The organism is Pseudomonas sp. ChxA, from assembly GCF_030263855.1.
Taxonomy (GTDB): Bacteria; Pseudomonadota; Gammaproteobacteria; order Pseudomonadales; family Pseudomonadaceae; genus Aquipseudomonas; species Aquipseudomonas fluorescens_CB.
Genome location: NZ_JARPMK010000002.1, coordinates 345,334 through 362,617, shown reverse-complemented (window position 1 = coordinate 362,617; position 17,284 = coordinate 345,334). Strand labels below are relative to the sequence as shown.

General features: G+C 60.8%; 16 protein-coding genes. 13 read left to right on the top strand and 3 right to left on the bottom strand.

The annotated features are described in order from the left end of the window. Positions 1 to 179 precede the first annotated feature (179 nt). The 8 genes from P5706_RS27345 (at position 180) to dacB (ending at position 8,816) form a co-directional block, all read left to right on the top strand. The gene (locus P5706_RS27345) at positions 180 to 998 is read left to right on the top strand and encodes a response regulator (RefSeq protein ID WP_285683240.1); all 819 of its coding nucleotides are present in this window, start codon (positions 180 to 182) and stop codon (positions 996 to 998) included. Between the two features lie 199 nt (positions 999 to 1,197). Beyond that, positions 1,198 to 1,833, top strand: coding sequence for a response regulator (locus P5706_RS27340; RefSeq protein ID WP_200430890.1), 636 nt, complete (start codon positions 1,198 to 1,200; stop codon positions 1,831 to 1,833). A 166-nt stretch (positions 1,834 to 1,999) separates the two neighbouring features. Then, positions 2,000 to 2,713, top strand: a complete 714-nt coding sequence (locus P5706_RS27335; RefSeq protein WP_285683239.1) for a DUF1120 domain-containing protein — start codon at positions 2,000 to 2,002, stop codon at positions 2,711 to 2,713. A gap of 99 nt (positions 2,714 to 2,812) precedes the next feature. After that, entirely contained in the window at positions 2,813 to 3,283 is a 471-nt protein-coding gene (locus P5706_RS27330) for a nuclear transport factor 2 family protein (RefSeq protein ID WP_200430892.1), read from the top strand. Between the two features lie 36 nt (positions 3,284 to 3,319). Then, a complete protein-coding gene (locus P5706_RS27325) occupies positions 3,320 to 3,595 on the top strand; it encodes a GIY-YIG nuclease family protein (protein WP_025855645.1) in 276 nt (91 codons plus the stop codon). A 75-nt stretch (positions 3,596 to 3,670) separates the two neighbouring features. Then, entirely contained in the window at positions 3,671 to 4,606 is a 936-nt protein-coding gene (locus tag P5706_RS27320; protein ID WP_236446487.1) for a glutathione S-transferase family protein, read from the top strand. Between the two features lie 109 nt (positions 4,607 to 4,715). Next, the gene (locus P5706_RS27315) at positions 4,716 to 7,130 is read left to right on the top strand and encodes a TonB-dependent siderophore receptor (RefSeq protein ID WP_285683233.1); all 2,415 of its coding nucleotides are present in this window, start codon (positions 4,716 to 4,718) and stop codon (positions 7,128 to 7,130) included. A gap of 228 nt (positions 7,131 to 7,358) precedes the next feature. Further along, a complete protein-coding gene (gene dacB, locus P5706_RS27310; RefSeq protein WP_285683231.1) occupies positions 7,359 to 8,816 on the top strand; it encodes a D-alanyl-D-alanine carboxypeptidase/D-alanyl-D-alanine endopeptidase in 1,458 nt (485 codons plus the stop codon). 1 nt (position 8,817) lies between these two features. Here the strand turns inward: dacB and P5706_RS27305 are convergent, their stop codons facing one another. Continuing rightward, positions 8,818 to 9,597, bottom strand: a complete 780-nt coding sequence (locus tag P5706_RS27305; protein WP_200430896.1) for an IclR family transcriptional regulator — start codon at positions 9,595 to 9,597, stop codon at positions 8,818 to 8,820. A gap of 120 nt (positions 9,598 to 9,717) precedes the next feature. Between P5706_RS27305 and hmgA the strand changes: the two genes are divergently transcribed. The 4 genes from hmgA (at position 9,718) to P5706_RS27285 (ending at position 14,446) form a co-directional block, all read left to right on the top strand. Next, the gene (gene hmgA / locus P5706_RS27300) at positions 9,718 to 11,001 is read left to right on the top strand and encodes a homogentisate 1,2-dioxygenase (protein ID WP_285683229.1); all 1,284 of its coding nucleotides are present in this window, start codon (positions 9,718 to 9,720) and stop codon (positions 10,999 to 11,001) included. A gap of 3 nt (positions 11,002 to 11,004) precedes the next feature. Continuing rightward, a complete protein-coding gene (gene fahA / locus P5706_RS27295) occupies positions 11,005 to 12,291 on the top strand; it encodes a fumarylacetoacetase (protein WP_285683227.1) in 1,287 nt (428 codons plus the stop codon). A gap of 12 nt (positions 12,292 to 12,303) precedes the next feature. Beyond that, positions 12,304 to 12,939: a maleylacetoacetate isomerase gene (maiA, locus tag P5706_RS27290; RefSeq protein ID WP_285683225.1), complete on the top strand. Its 636-nt coding sequence runs from the start codon at positions 12,304 to 12,306 to the stop codon at positions 12,937 to 12,939. Positions 12,940 to 13,075: 136 nt separating this feature from the next. Further along, positions 13,076 to 14,446: an MFS transporter gene (locus tag P5706_RS27285; protein WP_285683223.1), complete on the top strand. Its 1,371-nt coding sequence runs from the start codon at positions 13,076 to 13,078 to the stop codon at positions 14,444 to 14,446. A gap of 196 nt (positions 14,447 to 14,642) precedes the next feature. Here P5706_RS27285 and P5706_RS27280 read toward each other — a convergent pair whose 3' ends face one another. Then, entirely contained in the window at positions 14,643 to 15,446 is an 804-nt protein-coding gene (locus P5706_RS27280; RefSeq protein WP_200430901.1) for a SirB1 family protein, read from the bottom strand. A 187-nt stretch (positions 15,447 to 15,633) separates the two neighbouring features. Here P5706_RS27280 and P5706_RS27275 point away from each other — a divergent pair, with 187 nt between their 5' ends. Next, entirely contained in the window at positions 15,634 to 16,653 is a 1,020-nt protein-coding gene (locus P5706_RS27275; RefSeq protein ID WP_200430902.1) for a Glu/Leu/Phe/Val dehydrogenase family protein, read from the top strand. 56 nt (positions 16,654 to 16,709) lie between these two features. Here the strand turns inward: P5706_RS27275 and P5706_RS27270 are convergent, their stop codons facing one another. After that, entirely contained in the window at positions 16,710 to 16,970 is a 261-nt protein-coding gene (locus P5706_RS27270) for a YebG family protein (RefSeq protein WP_200430903.1), read from the bottom strand. Positions 16,971 to 17,284: the final 314 nt, after the last annotated feature.

Below are 17,284 nucleotides of genomic sequence, written 5' to 3'. Positions count from 1 at the left end.
CGGATGCGCGGGTGCTTTTCGTAGTTGTTGTATGGGCTTTAATTAACTCAAAAGGTTATTTGTTTTTGGCCGATAGCATTCGCAAGAGTGTTTCGACCATTGCTGCATGTTAGGCCTCAATGGCTATTGCACCAGTGCCGCGGATTGCTGCCGGATCAATAGTCACGAAAGAGGTACTGATGAGGTCGCTGGTAGGTTCAAGCGCAGGAGCGAACCGCACACCGAAGCAACCTGCTGCCCCCGCGCTTCACTGGCAGCAGTTGAATGTACTGGTGGTGGAGGACCACTCAGCCTACCGACTGTTACTGGGTTGGTTGCTGCAAAAACTGGGGTTGGGATACGAATTGGCCGCCGACGGCTATCTCGGGTTGGTGGCCTTTGTCAGTCGGCCCTTCGACATGGTGATCAGCGATTGCCAGATGCCTTTTATCGACGGTTACAGCATGGCCCGCGCCATTCGACTGCATGAGTTCGATAACGGGCTGAGGCGAGTGCCGATCATTGCCCTCACCGCGAACCTGCAAAACGACAGCCCACAGCGGTGCCGCGATGCGGGCATGGATGCCTGGCTGCTCAAGCCATTAACCTTGGAACAGCTGCACGCCGTGCTGGCGCGCTGGCTGCCGGGCGTCGATAACGGGCCAAGGGGGCAGGAGGCTGCTGCGCCGTCTGCGAGCTGGCCCACCCGTGCCACCTTGCTCGCCACGTTTGGCAGTGACGGGGTTGTCAACCAGTTGCTGGAAACCCTGTTGGTCGAAGCGTGGGAAGACCAACGTGTATTGCGCCATGCGTGCGCGACATTGAACGCCTCACTGACCGCTGAGCGTCTGCATCGTTTGGTTGGCAGCCTGGTGTTTTTGGGCGGTACGGGCCTTGAGTCGGGTGCCGTGAGACTGATCGAGCAGGTCCAATCCGAGGGCGTTGCTGCGCAGAAGACGCAATTGGAGTTGTTCCTGGCGCGGTTGGTCGTCTATCTCGAGTACCTGGCCAATGTCTGAAGGCAACTGTTTGCAGACAATATTTGCAATCCGGCAATCTCGTTTTGGCTGTAGGCGATTTCCTATTGTTTTGTAGGCAAAAAAATGTGAACTACTGAACATTGGGCTCGGCTGCAAACAGCTCCTTGTTAGCGGTTGTTGATGAGCGCTGGCGGGGGTATTTTGCGCGGATTCAAGTTGCCATCATTCGTGGGTACTTATGCTTCGAGTAATTATTGCTGACGATCACCCTATTGTTCGTATCGGGCAGAAAGTCGTGATTGAGGCGCATGGCAGGTGCAAAGTGGTCGGCGAGGCCGACGGCCCCGATCAGTTGCTTGGCGTGTTAAGTACGACGCCGTGCGACGTGATCATCACGGATTTCGCCATGCCGGGCGGTCAGCAGGCTGATGGCTACGGCTTGTTGAGCCTGTTGAACCGCCAGTACCCGCATTTGCCAGTGATTCTGGTGACCATGTTCGCCAGCGTTGCCACCTTGCGTGCCTCTTTCGCTCATGGTGCCAAGGCAGTGGTGGCTAAAAGTGCGTCGGCCAAGGAGTTGCCCTTGGCGATCAAGGCCGTTTGCGCGGGCCAGACCTTTGCCAGTGAATCTTTGCGGGTGCAAATGGTGGAGGCTGGCACAGGGGATCAGTCCCAGGAGCCGCAATTGTCCGGCAAGGAGCGCGAGGTGGTGCGCATGTTGGCCAGCGGCATGACGGTCAGCGAGATTGCGGCACAGGTCAATCGCAGTATTTCCACGATCAGTAAGCAGAAAAGTAGCGCGATGAGCCGGCTGTGTATTTCCACGGATGTGGATTTGTTCGCGTATGCGCGTGCGGCGGGCATGGTGCCTTAGAAGGTTAAAGTTATCGAACGGCTATGAACTAAGAATGCACCGGCGGGGTTTCGTATTACTTGTATTTTGTTTGAGCTATTAATCTTCTAATTTGTGGCGGTGCTCCGGTCACTGTGGTGGTGGGGCGCACTCTTTATAATCTAATTAATTGAGTCGAAGTCACAGATTGGCGGCGCGCCTGTGCGCGTCGGATTATCTGCTTGATGAACGACCGAAAGTGAGCATTGATATGCAACCGTCCCGTGCACTTGTTACCGCCGCGTTTCTGCTGGCGGGTGTTTCCAATGTAATGGCCGCGTCCAGCGTCGATTTAGCGGTCACCGGTATTATTACACCGTCTGCGTGTACGCCGACCTTGTCCAATAATGGCGTGGTGGATTACGGGAAAATCTCGATTCAGGAATTTCCTGATCAGGGCTATATGGTATTGCCACAGGCAATTGTTCAACTGGAGGTTAACTGTAATGCGCCGATGTTGATGGCGGTCAAGATTACGGATAACCGTGTGGGTACTGCCATTCCTCAATATTCGGGCGACCCCGGGTTTTCCCGTTTTGGTTTGGGCATGGCGAGTGGCGATGTAAAGATTGGGTGGTACCAACTTAAAATGGCCAATGCTACCGCCGACGGCGTACCGGGAAGCTCGATCGAAGCCGTGAGGCCGGCGGGGCCTTGGCTCGATGCCTACAATGCGGTTTGGCAGCAAGGCTGGCTGCGCACCATCAAGGACGCAAGTAGCGCAGACGTGACGCCGTTGCCAATGACGACCTTCGCGGTACAGGTGCTGATTGACACATCCCTTGGGTTAAAAAAGGACCTGCCTGTTACAGAGGAAATACTGATAGACGGCAGCGCAACAATGGAAGTCATCTACATCTGACCCCTTGGGCATCACTCATTCCCGTGGCGAATAGCCATGGCATTCCCGTGCAGCGCGGACTATCGTTCAGCATCCCTGACTACCGTGCGAAACCTGCCCATGAGTGATGCCCATAACGCCCTGATCACCGAGTTCTACAGCGCCTTCCAACGCCTGGACGCCGAAGCCATGGCCGCGTGCTACACCGACGACGTAGTGTTCAGCGACCCGGCGTTCGGCCAATTGCGTGGCCGTGACGCCGGGGACATGTGGCGCATGCTCACTACGCGAGCCAAAGATTTTTCCCTCACGTTCGACCACGTGCGCAGTGACGAAACCACCGGCAGTGCGCACTGGGTGGCCACGTATTTGTTCAGCGCCACCGGCAACACAGTGGTCAACGATATCGGCGCGCGCTTTGTGTTTCGCGATGGCAAGATCTGCGAGCACCATGACCATTTCGACCTGTGGCGTTGGTCGCGTCAGGCCCTGGGTGTGAAAGGTCTGCTGCTGGGCTGGTCGCCCGCGTTGAAAAACGCCGTGCGCGCCCAGGCGCTTAAAGGCTTGAAGGCATTTCAGGCCGGTCGTTGATAAGATTGGCGCTCCTCTGGTTTGCCGAAATGACCTGTGACCGATCTTCCTGAACCCAAACCCTGGTTCGTCTACCTGGTGCGTGCCGCCAATGGCTCGCTGTATTGCGGCATCAGCAATGACCCGGTGCGCCGGTTTGCTTCTCACCAGAGTGGCAAGGGCGCACGGTTCTTTCTGTCCAGCCCCGCCGTGGCGCTGGTGTATACCGAACAGTGTGCGAGCAAGGGCGAGGCGTTGCGCCAGGAGCGGTTGATCAAAAAGCTCAAGAAGAGCGCCAAGGAATGCCTGGCGGCGAGTGGCTCATTGATTTGACTGATGGGTTCCCATCGTCCCCACGCACGGTTTTGCAGGCTATGCTGGCGGCTCATCCATCGAGCGGAGCCTGGCATGTCTGAGTTGATCCTGCACCACTACCCGACCTCACCCTTTGCAGAAAAGGCTCGGCTGCTGCTGGGTTTCAAGGGGTTGTCCTGGCACTCCGTACACATATCACCCGTCATGCCCAAACCCGACTTGACAGCCTTGACCGGCGGCTACCGGAAAACCCCGGTACTGCAAGTCGGCGCCGATATCTATTGCGACACTGCCCTGATCGCCCGTCGCCTTGAACAGGAAACGTCCTCGCCGGCGCTGTTCCCGTTGGGCCAGGAAATGATCACGCAGACGTTCGCCACCTGGGCCGACAGCGTTGTGTTCGCCCATGCCGTCAGCCTGGTATTCCAGCCGGAGTCAGTGGCGGTGCGCTTTGGCAAATTGCCGCCGGAAGCGATCAAAGCGTTTATCGCTGACCGTGCCGCGTTGTTCAGTGGCGGCACGGCCAGCAAGCTCCCTGCTGAGCTGGCCAAGCACCAATGGCCGGCGATCATGGCGCGTCTGGAGTTCCAGCTGCAGCACGCGCCGGGAGACTTTCTGTTCGGTGAACCGTCGATTGCCGACTTTGCCTTGGCCCACCCGATGTGGTTCCTCAAAGCCACTCCTGTGACCGCTCCATTGGTGGATGCTTATCCGGCCGTCTTGGCTTGGCTGGCGCGTGTGCTGGGTTTTGGTCACGGCAGCGCGAGTCAGATGACGGCGGAGCAGGCATTGGCGATCGCCCGTAATGCCACGCCTGCGGCATTGCCGGATGACGAGTTCGAGGACTTGAATGGTTTCAAGGCGGGCCAGTCGGTAACGATTGCGGCCATTGATTACGGGGTTGATCCAGTTGCCGGTGAGCTGCTGTTTGCTGGCCGTGAAGAGCTGATCCTGCGCCGTACCGACGAACGGGCGGGCACCGTGCATGTGCACTTCCCGCGCATGGGGTTTCGCATTCAGGCGCAATAAATAAAAATATTTGCAAACAAAGGTGAGGTAAATCGCCCGCCCATTCGTGTAGTGCTTGAAACTGCGATCTATTCGCATTAACAGCGTTTTCTACACGGGTTCTCACAGCATGAAATCGACGGCGGGCGGTTGGGTAAAACAGTGGCTGGGAGCCTCGGTCTTGGCGGTGTCGGGGCTGGCGTTGCTGCCCCTGGCGATTGCGCAGGCGCAGGAGCAACAAAGCGCCCAGTTCACTTTTGCCCTGGCAGCCAAACCGCTGCCCCAGGCGCTGAGCGATTTCAGCCGGGTCACCGGCATCAGTGTGATCTACACCGATGAAGCACCCTATGGCCTCAGCGCGCCGGCGGTCAGTGGGCAGATGAGTGCCACCCAGGCCCTGCAACGCCTGCTCGGCAACTCAGGCTTTACCTTCCGCCAGATCGATGCCCGCACCCTGGCCCTGGAACCTGTGCCCACCGACGGCGCCGTCAACCTGGGCGCCACCACTATCAGCGGCGCAAGCCAAGCCCAGGACACCACCAGCTACCAGCCGCCGCCCACCAGCTCGGTGATGCGCTCCCATGGCCTGCTGCTGGAAACCCCGCAAACCGTCAACGTCGTGCCCGCCCAAGTGCTGCGCGACCAACAGCCGCGCAACCTGGACGACGCCCTGGGCAATATCAGCGGTATCACCCAGGCCAATACCCTGGGCAGCACCCAGGACGCAGTGATGTTGCGCGGTTTTGGTGACAACCGTAACGGCTCGATCATGCAGGATGGCATGCCCGTGGTGCAGGGCCGCGCGCTGAACTCCACGGCCGAGCGTGTTGAAGTGCTCAAAGGCCCGTCGTCGTTGTTGTACGGCATTCAAGATCCGGGTGGCGTGGTCAATATCGTCAGCAAAAAGCCCGAACTGGTACAGTCCACTTCCCTGACAGCACGCGGCTCGAGCTTCGGTGACGGCAAGAACGGCAGTGGCGGCAACCTCGACACCACCGGCCCGATTGGTGACAGCGGCCTGGCCTATCGGCTGATCGTCGACCATGAAGACGAAGATTACTGGCGCAACTTCGGCACCCATCGCGAGACATTGGTGGCGCCGTCCCTGGCCTGGTACGGCGACACCACCAAAGTGGTGTTCGCCTATGAGCACCGCGAGTTTCTTTCGCCGTTCGACCGTGGCACTGCCATCGACCCCAAGACCAACCACCCGTTGAGCATCCCTGCGACCCGTCGGCTGGATGAGCCGTTCAATAATATGGAAGGCCGTTCCGACCTGTATCGCCTGGAAGTCGACCATGACTTGAACGACGACTGGAAAGCCCACTTCGGTTACAGCTGGAACCGCGAGACCTACGACGCCAGCCAGGTGCGCGTAGTCAAGGTCAACACCAACGGTACCCTGACCCGCAGCATGGACGGCACCCAAGGTGCGCTGACCACCGACCGCTTTGCCACCACCAGCCTGGAAGGCAAGGTCAATGTCGGCGGCATGCAGCACGACCTGGTGTTCGGGCTGGATGACGAGTACCGCAAGATCTACCGTGCCGACCTGATTCGCCAGGCGCCGCGTGGCCCGTTCAACTACAACAACCCGGTGTACGGCAACGAAGTCGCGGGCACCACCGTCAGCGCGCCAGACAGCAACCAGACCGACCTGCTGCGCAGCGATTCGCTGTTCTTCCAGGACGCCATCCACCTCAATGACCAGTGGATTCTGGTCGGCGGTGCGCGCTACCAGATGTACGACCAATACGCGGGCAAAGGCGTGCCGTTCACCGCCAACACCGATGGCAACGGCCAGAAGTGGGTGCCGCGTGCCGGCCTGGTGTATCGCTACACCGATCAATTGTCGTTCTACGGCAGCTACACCGAGTCGTTCAAGCCCAACTCCACCATCGCGCCGTTGGCCAACAAAAGCGTGCTGGACGGCAGCCTGGAACCGGAGCAGTCCAAGGCCTGGGAGCTGGGCACCAAACTCGACATACCGGGGCGCATCACCGCCAGCGCTGCGCTGTTCAATATCGAAAAACGCAACGTACTGGTGCAGGTCGGCGACGGTTTGGCGGCGGTCTACAGCGTGGCCGGCAAGGTGCGTTCCCGTGGCCTGGAGCTGGACGCCAGCGGCCAGTTGACCGACAACTGGAGCCTGATCGGCAGTTACGCCTACACCGATGCCGAGGTGACTGAAGACCCCACGCTCAAAGGCAACCGCCTGCAAAACGTGGCGAAAAACACCGCGTCGTTGTCGGCCGTGTATGACTTCGGCAGCATTCTCGGCGGCGACCAACTGCGTGTGGGCGCCGGTGCCCGTTACGTGGGCGAGCGGGCCGGGGACGCGGCCAACAGCTTCGAACTGCCGAGCTACACCGTGGCCGATGCGTTTGCCAGCTATGACACCAAAATCGACGGGCAGAAGGTCAAGTTCCAGCTCAACGTGAAGAACCTGTTCGATCGCACCTACTACACCTCGTCAGTGAACACGCAGTTTGTGTCCATCGGCGATGCGCGGCAGGTGTCGGTCTCCAGCACCCTACAGTTCTAAGACCAGCGACCTCTTGTGGCGAGGGAGCTTGCTCCCGCTGGGTTGCGAAGCAGCCCCGCTCTTTGCTTTAAGAGCATGGGACTGCTACGCAGTCCAACGGGAGCAAGCTCCCTCGCCACAACAGCCCCGCTCCCACAACGGGCCCGATCCCACAGCAGCCCGCTCGCCACAACGGCATTGAACTGGTAGCGTTGCCGCCACTGAATACTTTGCGGGAAAACGGTACTGATGCAGTTGGGTCGATGGATACACACCAGCGCGATGCTGGTGGGCTTGAGTTTGTTACTGGGCGGTTGCGCCACGCCTTCCAAGACGGCCACCGGGCACAGCCTCGACCAGTTGCTGGCCGATCCGGCGCTGCACGGTGCCTCGGTCTCGCTGATGGTGCGGGACGCCAACAGTGGCGCCACGCTGTATCAGCACAACCCGCGCACTCGGCTGGTGCCGGCTTCCAACCTAAAATTGCTGACCACGGCTGCGGCCATGGACGTGCTCGGGCCGCAATACCGGTTCTCTACGCAACTGCTGAGCAATGGCATTCGCCAGGGCGACCGCCTGACCGGCAACCTGTACTTGCGTGGGCTGGGTGACCCGACCATGCAGTTCGCCGATTACCAGGCGTTGGCGGCGCAACTGGCCAGCCAGGGTGTACGACAGGTGCAGGGCGACCTGGTGTTCGACGACACCTGGTTTGACGCCGAGCGGCTGGGCGTCGACTGGTCTCACGACGACGAAACCACCTACTACGGCGCGCAGATTTCGGCGTTGACCGTGTCACCCAATTCCGATTTCGATGCCGGTAGCGTGCTGGTCACCGCCAAGGCGCCGACGCGGGCCGGGCAGCCAGTGAGTGTCGATATCTTCCCGCCGACCAACTACCTGCAACTGAGCAACCGCGCTGTCAGTGGACCGGGCAACAGCTACGGGATCAACCGCCGCCATGGCACCAACCTGCTGCAGCTCAGCGGCGCCGTGGCGCCTGGGCGTCAGAGCGAGCAACTGGTAAGTGTCTGGGAGCCAACGCAACTGGTGGCCAACCTGTTCGAGCAAGCACTGGCGCAGCAAGGAATTACCGTGCAGGGCCGTCGATTGATGGGCGCTGCCAGCCCGGCTGCGGTGACGGTGATGGCCGAGCACAAATCGGCGCCGTTGCAGGAATTGATTACGCCGCTGCTCAAGCTCTCGAACAACAACATGTCCGAAGCCTTGCTCAAGGCCATGGGCCGCCAGACCGCCAACAGCGGCACGGCGGCAGCGGGTGCAGTGGCGGTGGCCGGGTTTCTCAAGCGCCAGGGGCTGGATACGGCGACGTTGAGCCAGGTCGACGGCTCGGGGCTGTCGCGACGTAATCTGGTGTCGTCGCAAAACCTCACCGACCTGCTGCTGGCCGCGAGCAAACAACCGTGGTTCAACGCCTGGTACAACGCGCTGCCGATTGCCGGCAACACCGACCGCATGACCGGCGGCAGCCTGCGTTATCGCCTGCGCGGCACCCCGGCCGAGAACAACCTGCATGCCAAGACCGGTTCCATGGGCGGCGTGTCGTCCTTGAGCGGTTACATCACCGATACCAAAGGGCGCAAGCTGGTGTTCTCGATGCTGAGCAACAATTACGTGGTGGGCGGCGCGCAGGTCAAAGCCGTGGAAAACCGCGTGGTGCTGGCTCTGTCACGCTGGGACGAGTGATTCAGGGCTGATAGCCCATGCGCCAACTCACGGCCCGGGTCGCCGCCAGTAACCGCTGCGCCGCCGGGCCATCTTCATCGGCATGGAACAGTGAGGTGGGGCCGACCACGGTCATCACCGCCGCCACGTGCCCGACCGCATTGAACACCGGCGCCGACAACGCATCGACGCCGGGCATCAGCAAGCCATGCACAAAGTGCAGGCCTCGGCTGCGAATCTGTTCACAGGCGCTGGCGTAAGCCTCGTCGTCCGCCAGGGCATGGGCAATTCCGGCCTGAATCTCGCGTTCGCGCAATTCCACGGTTTCCCGCGAGGGCAGGTAAGCGCTGAACACCAGCCCGGTGGACGAACTGAGCAGCGGCAGCACCGAACCCAACTGCGTCACCACAGTGACGGCGCGCACCGCCGGTTCGATCTGCACCACGGTCGCGCCCTGGTTGCCCCACACCGCCAAAAAGCAGGTTTCATTCAATTCATCGCGCAGCTCTGCCAACGGCATCGCACCGACTTTCAACACATCCATGCTGCCCAGTGCCGCCAAACCTACGCGCAATGCTTCGCGGCCCAGGCCGTAATGGTTGGTGGCGGTGTTCTGTTCGGCAAAGCCAGAGGCGATCAGTGCCTGCAAATAGCGGTGGACCTTGCTCGCCGGCATTTGCACGTGTTCGGCCAGGCGCGACAGCGAAGTAGCCGGGGACAGTTCGGCCAGCGCCTTGAGGATATCGGTGCCCACTTCGGCCGAGCGGACTTTCTGTTTACCGGTGTCGCGGGGCTTTTCCATGGAAGGGCGAGAATCCGAGAGATGAATGGGCGTCTTTATAGCTTGACGGTCGATAGTGATCAAATTACGTTATGCGTAACTGGATTACGATAAAAACAACTTCCGCACAGAGGATGATCCATGAACCTCGAATACCTGTCGGGCTTCGGCAATGAATTCGCCAGTGAAGCCCTGCCTGGCGCGCTGCCCGTCGGCCAGAACTCCCCGCAAAAAGCCCCCTACGGCCTGTACACCGAGCTGTTTTCCGGCACCGCCTTTACCATGCTGCGCAGCGAAGCCCGCCGCACCTGGCTGTACCGCATTCAGCCGTCGGCCAACCACCCGGCGTTTATCAAGCTGGAACGGCAATTGGCCGGTGGGCCGTTGGGCGCGGTGACGCCGAATCGGCTGCGCTGGAACCCGTTGGATATTCCGAGTGAACCGACCGACTTTGTCGACGGCCTGGTCGGCATGGTCGCCAACTCCGGGTCGGAAAAACCCCCAGGCATCAGCATCTACAACTACCGCGCCAACCGTTCGATGGAACGGGTGTTTTTCAATGCCGACGGCGAACTGCTGATCGTCCCCGAGCAAGGCCGCCTGCGCATCGCCACCGAGCTGGGTGTGCTGGACGTCGAGCCGCTGGAAATCGTGGTGCTGCCCCGTGGCCTGAAGTTTCGCATTGAACTGCTGGATGCCCAGGCACGCGGCTATGTTGCGGAAAACCACGGCGCGCCACTGCGCCTGCCAGACCTTGGGCCTATCGGCAGCAACGGCCTGGCTAACCCGCGTGATTTTCTTACACCGGTTGCCCACTACGAAGACAGTAAAAAGCCTACAACTCTGGTACAGAAATTCCTCGGCGAACTGTGGGCCTGCGAGCTGGACCATTCGCCGTTGAACGTGGTCGCCTGGCACGGCAATAACGTGCCGTACAAATACGACCTGCGCCGCTTCAACACCATCGGCACGGTGAGTTTCGATCACCCGGACCCGTCGATTTTCACCGTATTGACCTCGCCCACCAGCGTGCACGGCCTGGCCAACCTCGACTTCGTGATCTTCCCGCCGCGCTGGATGGTGGCCGAGAACACCTTCCGTCCGCCGTGGTTCCACCGCAACCTGATGAACGAATACATGGGCCTGATCCAGGGCGCCTACGATGCCAAGGCCGAAGGCTTCCTGCCCGGTGGCGCGTCGCTGCACAGCTGCATGAGCGCCCACGGCCCGGACGGCGAGACCTGCACCAAAGCCATCAACGCGGACCTGGCGCCGCACAAGATCGATAACACCATGGCCTTCATGTTCGAGACCAGCCAGGTGCTGCGCCCTACGCAGTTCGCCCTTGAGTGCCCACAACTGCAACCTTCCTACGACGCGTGCTGGGCTTCGCTGCCCGCCACCTTCAACCCGAACCGGAGATAACCGATGACTCAGCCAACCTTTACCCGCAGCTGGGTAGCCTCCGCCAACGGCCACCGCGATTTCCCCTTGCAGAACCTGCCGCTGGGCGTGTTCAGCATCAATGGCTCGGCGCCGCGCAGTGGCGTGGCGATTGGCGATTCGATTCTCGACCTGCACGCCGCGCTGGATGAGTTCGAAGGTGAAGCACGGCGTGCCGTTGAAGCCACTGCCGGTGGCCAACTGAACGCCTTTTTCGAACTCGGCCGTGGCCCGCGCGTAGCCTTGCGTGAGCGCCTGCTGGAGCTGCTCGCCGAAGGCAGCAAGCTGCAAACCCGTGAGGCGCAGGTGCTGCACCGCGCGGCTGATTGCCAGATGCATCTGCCAGCAAAAATCAGTGATTACACCGACTTTTATGTGGGCATCGAACACGCGCAAAACGTCGGAAAACTGTTCCGTCCCGACAACCCGTTGCTGCCCAACTACAAGTACGTGCCGATTGGCTATCACGGCCGCGCCTCGACCATTCGCCCGTCGGGCACGGACGTACGTCGGCCTAACGGCCAGACGCTGCCGGCCGGCCAGACCGAGCCAACCTTTGGCCCGTGCGCGCGCCTGGATTATGAGTTGGAACTGGGCATCTGGATCGGCCAAGGCAATGCCATGGGTGACTCGATTGCCATTGGCGACGCCGCCGAGCATATCGCCGGTTTCTGCCTGCTAAACGACTGGTCGGCGCGAGACATCCAGGCTTGGGAGTACCAGCCGCTTGGCCCGTTCCTGTCGAAAAGCTTCATCACCAGCGTCTCGCCGTGGGTGGTCACCGCCGAAGCCCTGGAGCCGTTTCGCAAAGCCCAACCGGCGCGCCCTGAAGATGACCCGCAGCCGCTGCCGTACCTGCTGGACACGCGTGACCAGGCCGCTGGCGGTTTCGACATCGAGCTGGAAGTGCTGCTGACCACCGCCGTGATGCGCGAGCAAAACCTGCCGGAACACCGCCTGACCCTGAGCAACACCCAGCATATGTACTGGACCGTAGCGCAGATGGTTGCGCACCACAGCGTCAACGGCTGCCAGTTGCAGGCTGGTGACCTGTTTGGTTCGGGCACGTTGTCCGGGCCGCAGCCGGGGCAATTCGGCAGCCTGCTGGAGATCACCGAAGGCGGTAAAAAGCCGATCGAACTGGCCTCCGGCGAGGTGCGCAAGTTCCTTGAAGATGGCGACGAAATCATCCTGCGCGCCCGTTGCAGCCGTGAAGGTTTTGCCTCCATCGGTTTCGGCGAATGCCGTGGCACCGTGATCGCAGCACGCTAAGAGGGCACGGCGATGCAACTCTATACCTACTACCGTTCTACTTCGTCATACCGGGTGCGTATCGCCCTGGCGCTCAAGGGGCTGGACGTTACCGCCGTGCCGGTGAACCTGCTGGTGCCGCCGGGTGGTGCGAATCGCCAGCCCGCATACCTGGCGATTAACCCGCAGGGCCGTGTACCGGCGCTGCGTACCGAGGATGGCGAGCTGTTGATTCAATCACCGGCAATCATCGAGTACCTGGAAGAGCGTTATCCACAGGCGCCGCTGCTCTCCAAGGACTTGGCGACCCGCGCCCATGAGCGCGCTGTGGCGTCGATCATCGGCTGCGATATCCATCCGCTGCACAACTCCAGCACGCAAAACCTGCTGCGCAAATGGGGGCATGACGAGGCGCAAGTGCTCGAGTGGGTCGGACATTGGATCAGCCAGGGCCTGGGCGCGGTGGAGCAGTTGATTGGCGATGAAGGCTTTTGTTTTGGTGAGCAGCCGGGGATCGCCGATGCGTTTCTGATCCCGCAGTTGTACGCGGCTGAGCGCTTCAAGGTGCCGTTGGGCGCGTACCCGCGCATTGGACGTGTGGCGGCGCTGGCGGCGCAGCATCCGGCGTTTGTGCAAGCACATCCGGCCAACCAACCCGACACCCCCTAAATCAATGTGGGAGCTGGCTTGCCTGCGATAGCGGTCTATCAGTTGATCATTCGCTGGCTGACACACCGTCATCGCAGGCAAGCCAGCTCCCACAGTTTGATCCGCGTCATCCTTATAAAAAAACAGGTAACTTGCGATGCACAATCAGATTGCTAGCTTTCGCGCGGCACTCGACGTCCGTCCGGTGTCGCGCTACCAGTGGTTGATTCTGCTGTTGCTGGCGCTGCTGCTGGTAACCGACGGCTATGACGCCCAGGTGCTGGGTTACGTAGTGCCGGCATTGGCCAAGGATTGGGGGCTGGAAAAAGCCGCGTTCGGCCCGGTATTCAGCGCCAACCTGTTGGGCCTGACCTTGGGCTCATTGCTGGTAACGCCGCTGGCCGACCGCTTCGGCGTGCGCCGTATCCTGCTGGCCTGCGTGCTGATCTACGCGAGCCTCACCGTGCTGATGGTGTTCGCCAACTCGCTGACCACCCTGATGGCCGCGCGGTTTATCTGCGGCATTGGCATGGGCGGCGCGATGCCCAGCGCCATGGCACTGATGTCGGAATATTCCCCCCCACGCATGCGCACCTTGATGGTGACACTGGCCGCCTGCGGCTTCTCGTTTGGCGGTGCGGCGGGTGGGTTTGTGGCAGCGGGGTTTATCGAAGGCTACGGCTGGCAGGCGGTCTTCCTGGCGGGCGGGGTGACGCCGTTGCTGTTGTTCCCCTTCCTGGTGTGGCTGTTGCCGGAATCGTTGCCACGCCTGTTACGTGATGCGCCACCGTATACGCGGCTGCAAAAGGTCACGGCGCGCATGCTGCCCGACTGGCAGCCGCCGCTGGCGAGTGAAGCAGACAACCTTCAAGTGCAGGGCAACAAACTCACGGTGCTGGAGCTGTTTCGCAACGGCTATGCGCGTCCGACCGTGCTGATTTGGGCAACTTTTTTTGTCAGCCTGATCCTGCTGTATTTCATGATCAGCTGGCTGCCGACGCTGCTGCTGGAAAGCGGCCTGGCGTTGAAACAAGCAAACTTTGTGACCTCAATGTTCCTGTTCGCCGGCACCTTGGGCGCCATCGGCATGGCCTGGTTTGCCGACCGCCTTAAAAGCAAAGTGCGGTTGTTGTCCGGCGTGTTGGCGGCGGCTGCGGTGTGCACGATTTTGCTCGGGCTGAACCATGACAACCCGCGTTATCTGGTTGCCTGTGTGTTCGCGGCCGGGTTCTGCATCATTGGTGGGCAACTGACCCTCAACGCCTTCGCCAGCAACTTCTATCCGGCACATGTGCGTGCCACCGGCACCGGCTGGGCGTTGGGTGTGGGGCGCTTCGGTTCAATCCTGGGACCGTTGTTTGGCAGCATGTTGCTGGCGATGCATATTCCGGTTGAGCAGATTTTCTTCTTCTGCGCGATTCCGGCGGTGATTGCGGCGCTGCTGATCATTCAAGTGCGCTCGCCTGGCTCCAACGCGCCGCAGGGCCCGTTGCACAGCGATATTCTCAAGGCACCCGCCAATCATTGATTCAACGCAGATCAAATGTGGGAGCTGGCTTGTTGTGGCGAGCGGGCTTGCCCCGCGTTGGGCTGCGAAGCGGCCCCAAAACCTGCCACTGCGGTGTGTCTGGAGAAATGCGGTGACTGTATTGGGGCTGCTACGCAGCCCAACGCGGGGCAAGCCCGCTCGCCACAAAAATTTCTGCATGCCAAAAATAAGTAGTTCAATGCACCACAGTGTTGGGCGGCAAATGCCCCAGCCGCTCGGTCAGGCGCAGGCGCTGGATCGGGTCTTCGCTGAGCAGCAGGGCATGTTCCAGGTCAAAGCGCTCGGCGCTCGGGCAGTCCAGGCGCTGGTAAAGGCTGGCCCGTGCCAGGTAATCCGCAGCGCTGGCGTTACCCAATTCCAGCACGCGCTCGGCATCGATCAGGGCCGATAGCGGGTGGTCATTGGCCAAGTGCAGTTGGCGCAGGTTACGTGACAGCCGTTGCAGGATCGCGCGCGGTTCGGCGGTGTGCAGGTGCTCGGCCTGCAACTTGAGGTTTGGCCCGTACTGGCGATGCAGCAACTCGCGGCAGTCGTTGGGGTACAGGCGCCGGCCGCCGCAGGGGTCCAAGAGGTGGTCGGCGCCGGGCACCCGCAGCAGGAAATGGCCGGGGAAGTTAACGCCCACCATGGGGATTTCCAGGCGCCGCGCCATCTCCAGCGCGATCAGGCCCATGGCCAAGGGTTGGCCGCGTTTGCGCTGCAGCACCTTGTCGAGCAGCGCGGCGGCGGGGCGTAGTGGCGTCGAATCATCCTGGGCAAACCCCAGGTCATTCATACGCCGCAGCAGCGGCTGGCCGAGTTCATCCGCCGGCAGCATGGGCATGCCGACGCTGACCTGTTGTTGCAGCAAGGTCAGGTCTTGCAGGATCAGCAGGGGTTGCACGCTCGGATCATGTTCAGCCGCTATCCACAGCGCGGCTTCAAACAGCGCAGGCGGTGAGCGGTCCAGGCAGGCGAAAAAGGCTTTGCGGGGATTCATTGCATTCTCCGGCGTATGCCCACGTTTTAGCCTTGCTGTGAATTTTCGTCCAGTAACTTAAGAAATGTCCTGCGTGCTTATGTCGTGATGCCTACGAAACCTGGCGGCTTATTCCAGCGTGATTCAGCAGTTTTCTACCGCAAGCCTATACTGGGGCCTCTACCAGAAGTGATTCGGGAGCCTGACGATGTTTGCGCTTATGCACAGCACCCGCCTTGAATCGCTGCACCTGAGCGTCGACCCGGTCACCGGGTTGAAGGCCGTCATCGCCATCCACAACAGCCGCCTCGGCCCTGCCTTGGGCGGTTGCCGTTATCTTGCTTACCCCGACGATGAAAGTGCCGTAGCCGATGCTGCGCGCCTGGCCCAAGGCATGAGCTACAAAGCTGCCCTGGCCGGCTTGCCGGTGGGCGGTGGTACGGCGGTGATTATCCGCCCCGTGCACGTGGAAAGCCGCGCGGCGTTGTTTGAAGCGTTTGGTCGCTGCATCGAAAAACTCGACGGCCGTTTTGTCACCTCGATCGACAGCGGTACATCTGTCGCCGATATGGACTGCATCGCCCAACACACTCGCTTCGTTACCAGCACTACAGCCGCCGGCGACCCGGCGCCGCATGCCGCCATGGGCGTGTTCACCGGTATCCGCACCACCGCCATGGCGCGCCTGGGCAGTGACAACCTCGAAGGCCTGCGCGTCGCGATCCAGGGCCTGGGCAACGTCGGTTTTGCCCTGGCCGAACAACTGCACGCGGCGGGCGCCGAGCTGTTGGTCAGCGACATCGACCACGGCAAGGTGCAACTGGCCATGGAACAGTTGGGCGCACACCCTATCGCCAACGATGCCTTGCTCAGCACACCCTGTGACATCCTGGCGCCCTGCGGTGTGGGTGCGGTGTTCAACCGTCACACGGTCGGCCAACTGCGCTGCGCCGCCGTGGCCGGCTCCGCCAGCGCGCAATTGACCACCTTGGACATTGCCGACCAACTGGAAGGGCGCGGCATTCTTTACGCTCCGGACTACGTGATCAACTCCGGCGGCCTGATCTACGTTGCCCTCAAACACGCCGGCACCGAGTTGCCCGCCATCACCGCGCACCTGTCGAACATCGGCACGCGCCTCACCGAAATATTCGCCCACGCCCAAGCCGAAAAACGCTCCCCCGCACGGGTAGCGGACGAGCTGGCCGAACGCCTGCTCTACAAGTAGCCCAGGCATTAAAAAGGCCCTGAATCAATGATTCAGGGCCTGTTCAATTCGGGCATTTACTCGTCTACCGAGTTCAGCAACTCGGACAACGCATCCGGCTGGCTCTTGAACGCCTTGGCAAAGACATCGCGATTTTTCGCCATGTAGATCCCGGCTTCCTCCACCTGCTGCTCGCTCAGGGACGGCACGGCTTTTTGCAACACTTCTGCCAGCAACTCAGCGAGTTCAAGCATCTTGTCATGACGATCAGCTTCGGCTTTATCCATGAACAAACGCTCCAGATCTCGGCTGCTGCGGTATACCACTTCGACGGCCATTCACCACCTCACATGCCTTCACGATAGTTGTCTTTTGCGACTACTGTATTTATATACAGCTAAAAGGGTAAGCCAAACCACGGGTTTTGGGTAGCAGTTTTTTAATGTAGCCGGTAAATACAGGTTTGGCGTGCGATCGTTCCCACGCTTTGCGTGGGAATGCCGCCTGGGACGCTCTGCGTCCCGCTGTCGACGAAGGTGCTCGTGTGACGCGCAGCGTCACCGGATGCATTCCCACGCAGAGCGTGGGAACGATCTATAGCTCGGCCGTGTGCCTCATAACCTGCAGCTATCTTCTCACTTTCCTGCCGCTG

What these genes read in the sequence shown, in the direction of transcription:
- P5706_RS27340 (WP_200430890.1), top strand. Translation starts at nt 1,198, where the DNA reads ATGCTTCGAGTAATTATTGCTGACGATCACCCTATTGTTCGTATCGGG.
- dacB (WP_285683231.1), top strand. Translation starts at nt 7,359, where the DNA reads ATGCAGTTGGGTCGATGGATACACACCAGCGCGATGCTGGTGGGCTTG.
- P5706_RS27270 (WP_200430903.1), bottom strand. Translation starts at nt 16,970, where the DNA reads ATGGCCGTCGAAGTGGTATACCGCAGCAGCCGAGATCTGGAGCGTTTG.
- P5706_RS27305 (WP_200430896.1), bottom strand. Translation starts at nt 9,597, where the DNA reads ATGGAAAAGCCCCGCGACACCGGTAAACAGAAAGTCCGCTCGGCCGAA.
- fahA (WP_285683227.1), top strand. Translation starts at nt 11,005, where the DNA reads ATGACTCAGCCAACCTTTACCCGCAGCTGGGTAGCCTCCGCCAACGGC.
- P5706_RS27315 (WP_285683233.1), top strand. Translation starts at nt 4,716, where the DNA reads ATGAAATCGACGGCGGGCGGTTGGGTAAAACAGTGGCTGGGAGCCTCG.
- P5706_RS27345 (WP_285683240.1), top strand. Translation starts at nt 180, where the DNA reads ATGAGGTCGCTGGTAGGTTCAAGCGCAGGAGCGAACCGCACACCGAAG.
- P5706_RS27285 (WP_285683223.1), top strand. Translation starts at nt 13,076, where the DNA reads ATGCACAATCAGATTGCTAGCTTTCGCGCGGCACTCGACGTCCGTCCG.
- hmgA (WP_285683229.1), top strand. Translation starts at nt 9,718, where the DNA reads ATGAACCTCGAATACCTGTCGGGCTTCGGCAATGAATTCGCCAGTGAA.
- P5706_RS27275 (WP_200430902.1), top strand. Translation starts at nt 15,634, where the DNA reads ATGTTTGCGCTTATGCACAGCACCCGCCTTGAATCGCTGCACCTGAGC.
- maiA (WP_285683225.1), top strand. Translation starts at nt 12,304, where the DNA reads ATGCAACTCTATACCTACTACCGTTCTACTTCGTCATACCGGGTGCGT.
- P5706_RS27330 (WP_200430892.1), top strand. Translation starts at nt 2,813, where the DNA reads ATGAGTGATGCCCATAACGCCCTGATCACCGAGTTCTACAGCGCCTTC.
- P5706_RS27320 (WP_236446487.1), top strand. Translation starts at nt 3,671, where the DNA reads ATGTCTGAGTTGATCCTGCACCACTACCCGACCTCACCCTTTGCAGAA.
- P5706_RS27280 (WP_200430901.1), bottom strand. Translation starts at nt 15,446, where the DNA reads ATGAATCCCCGCAAAGCCTTTTTCGCCTGCCTGGACCGCTCACCGCCT.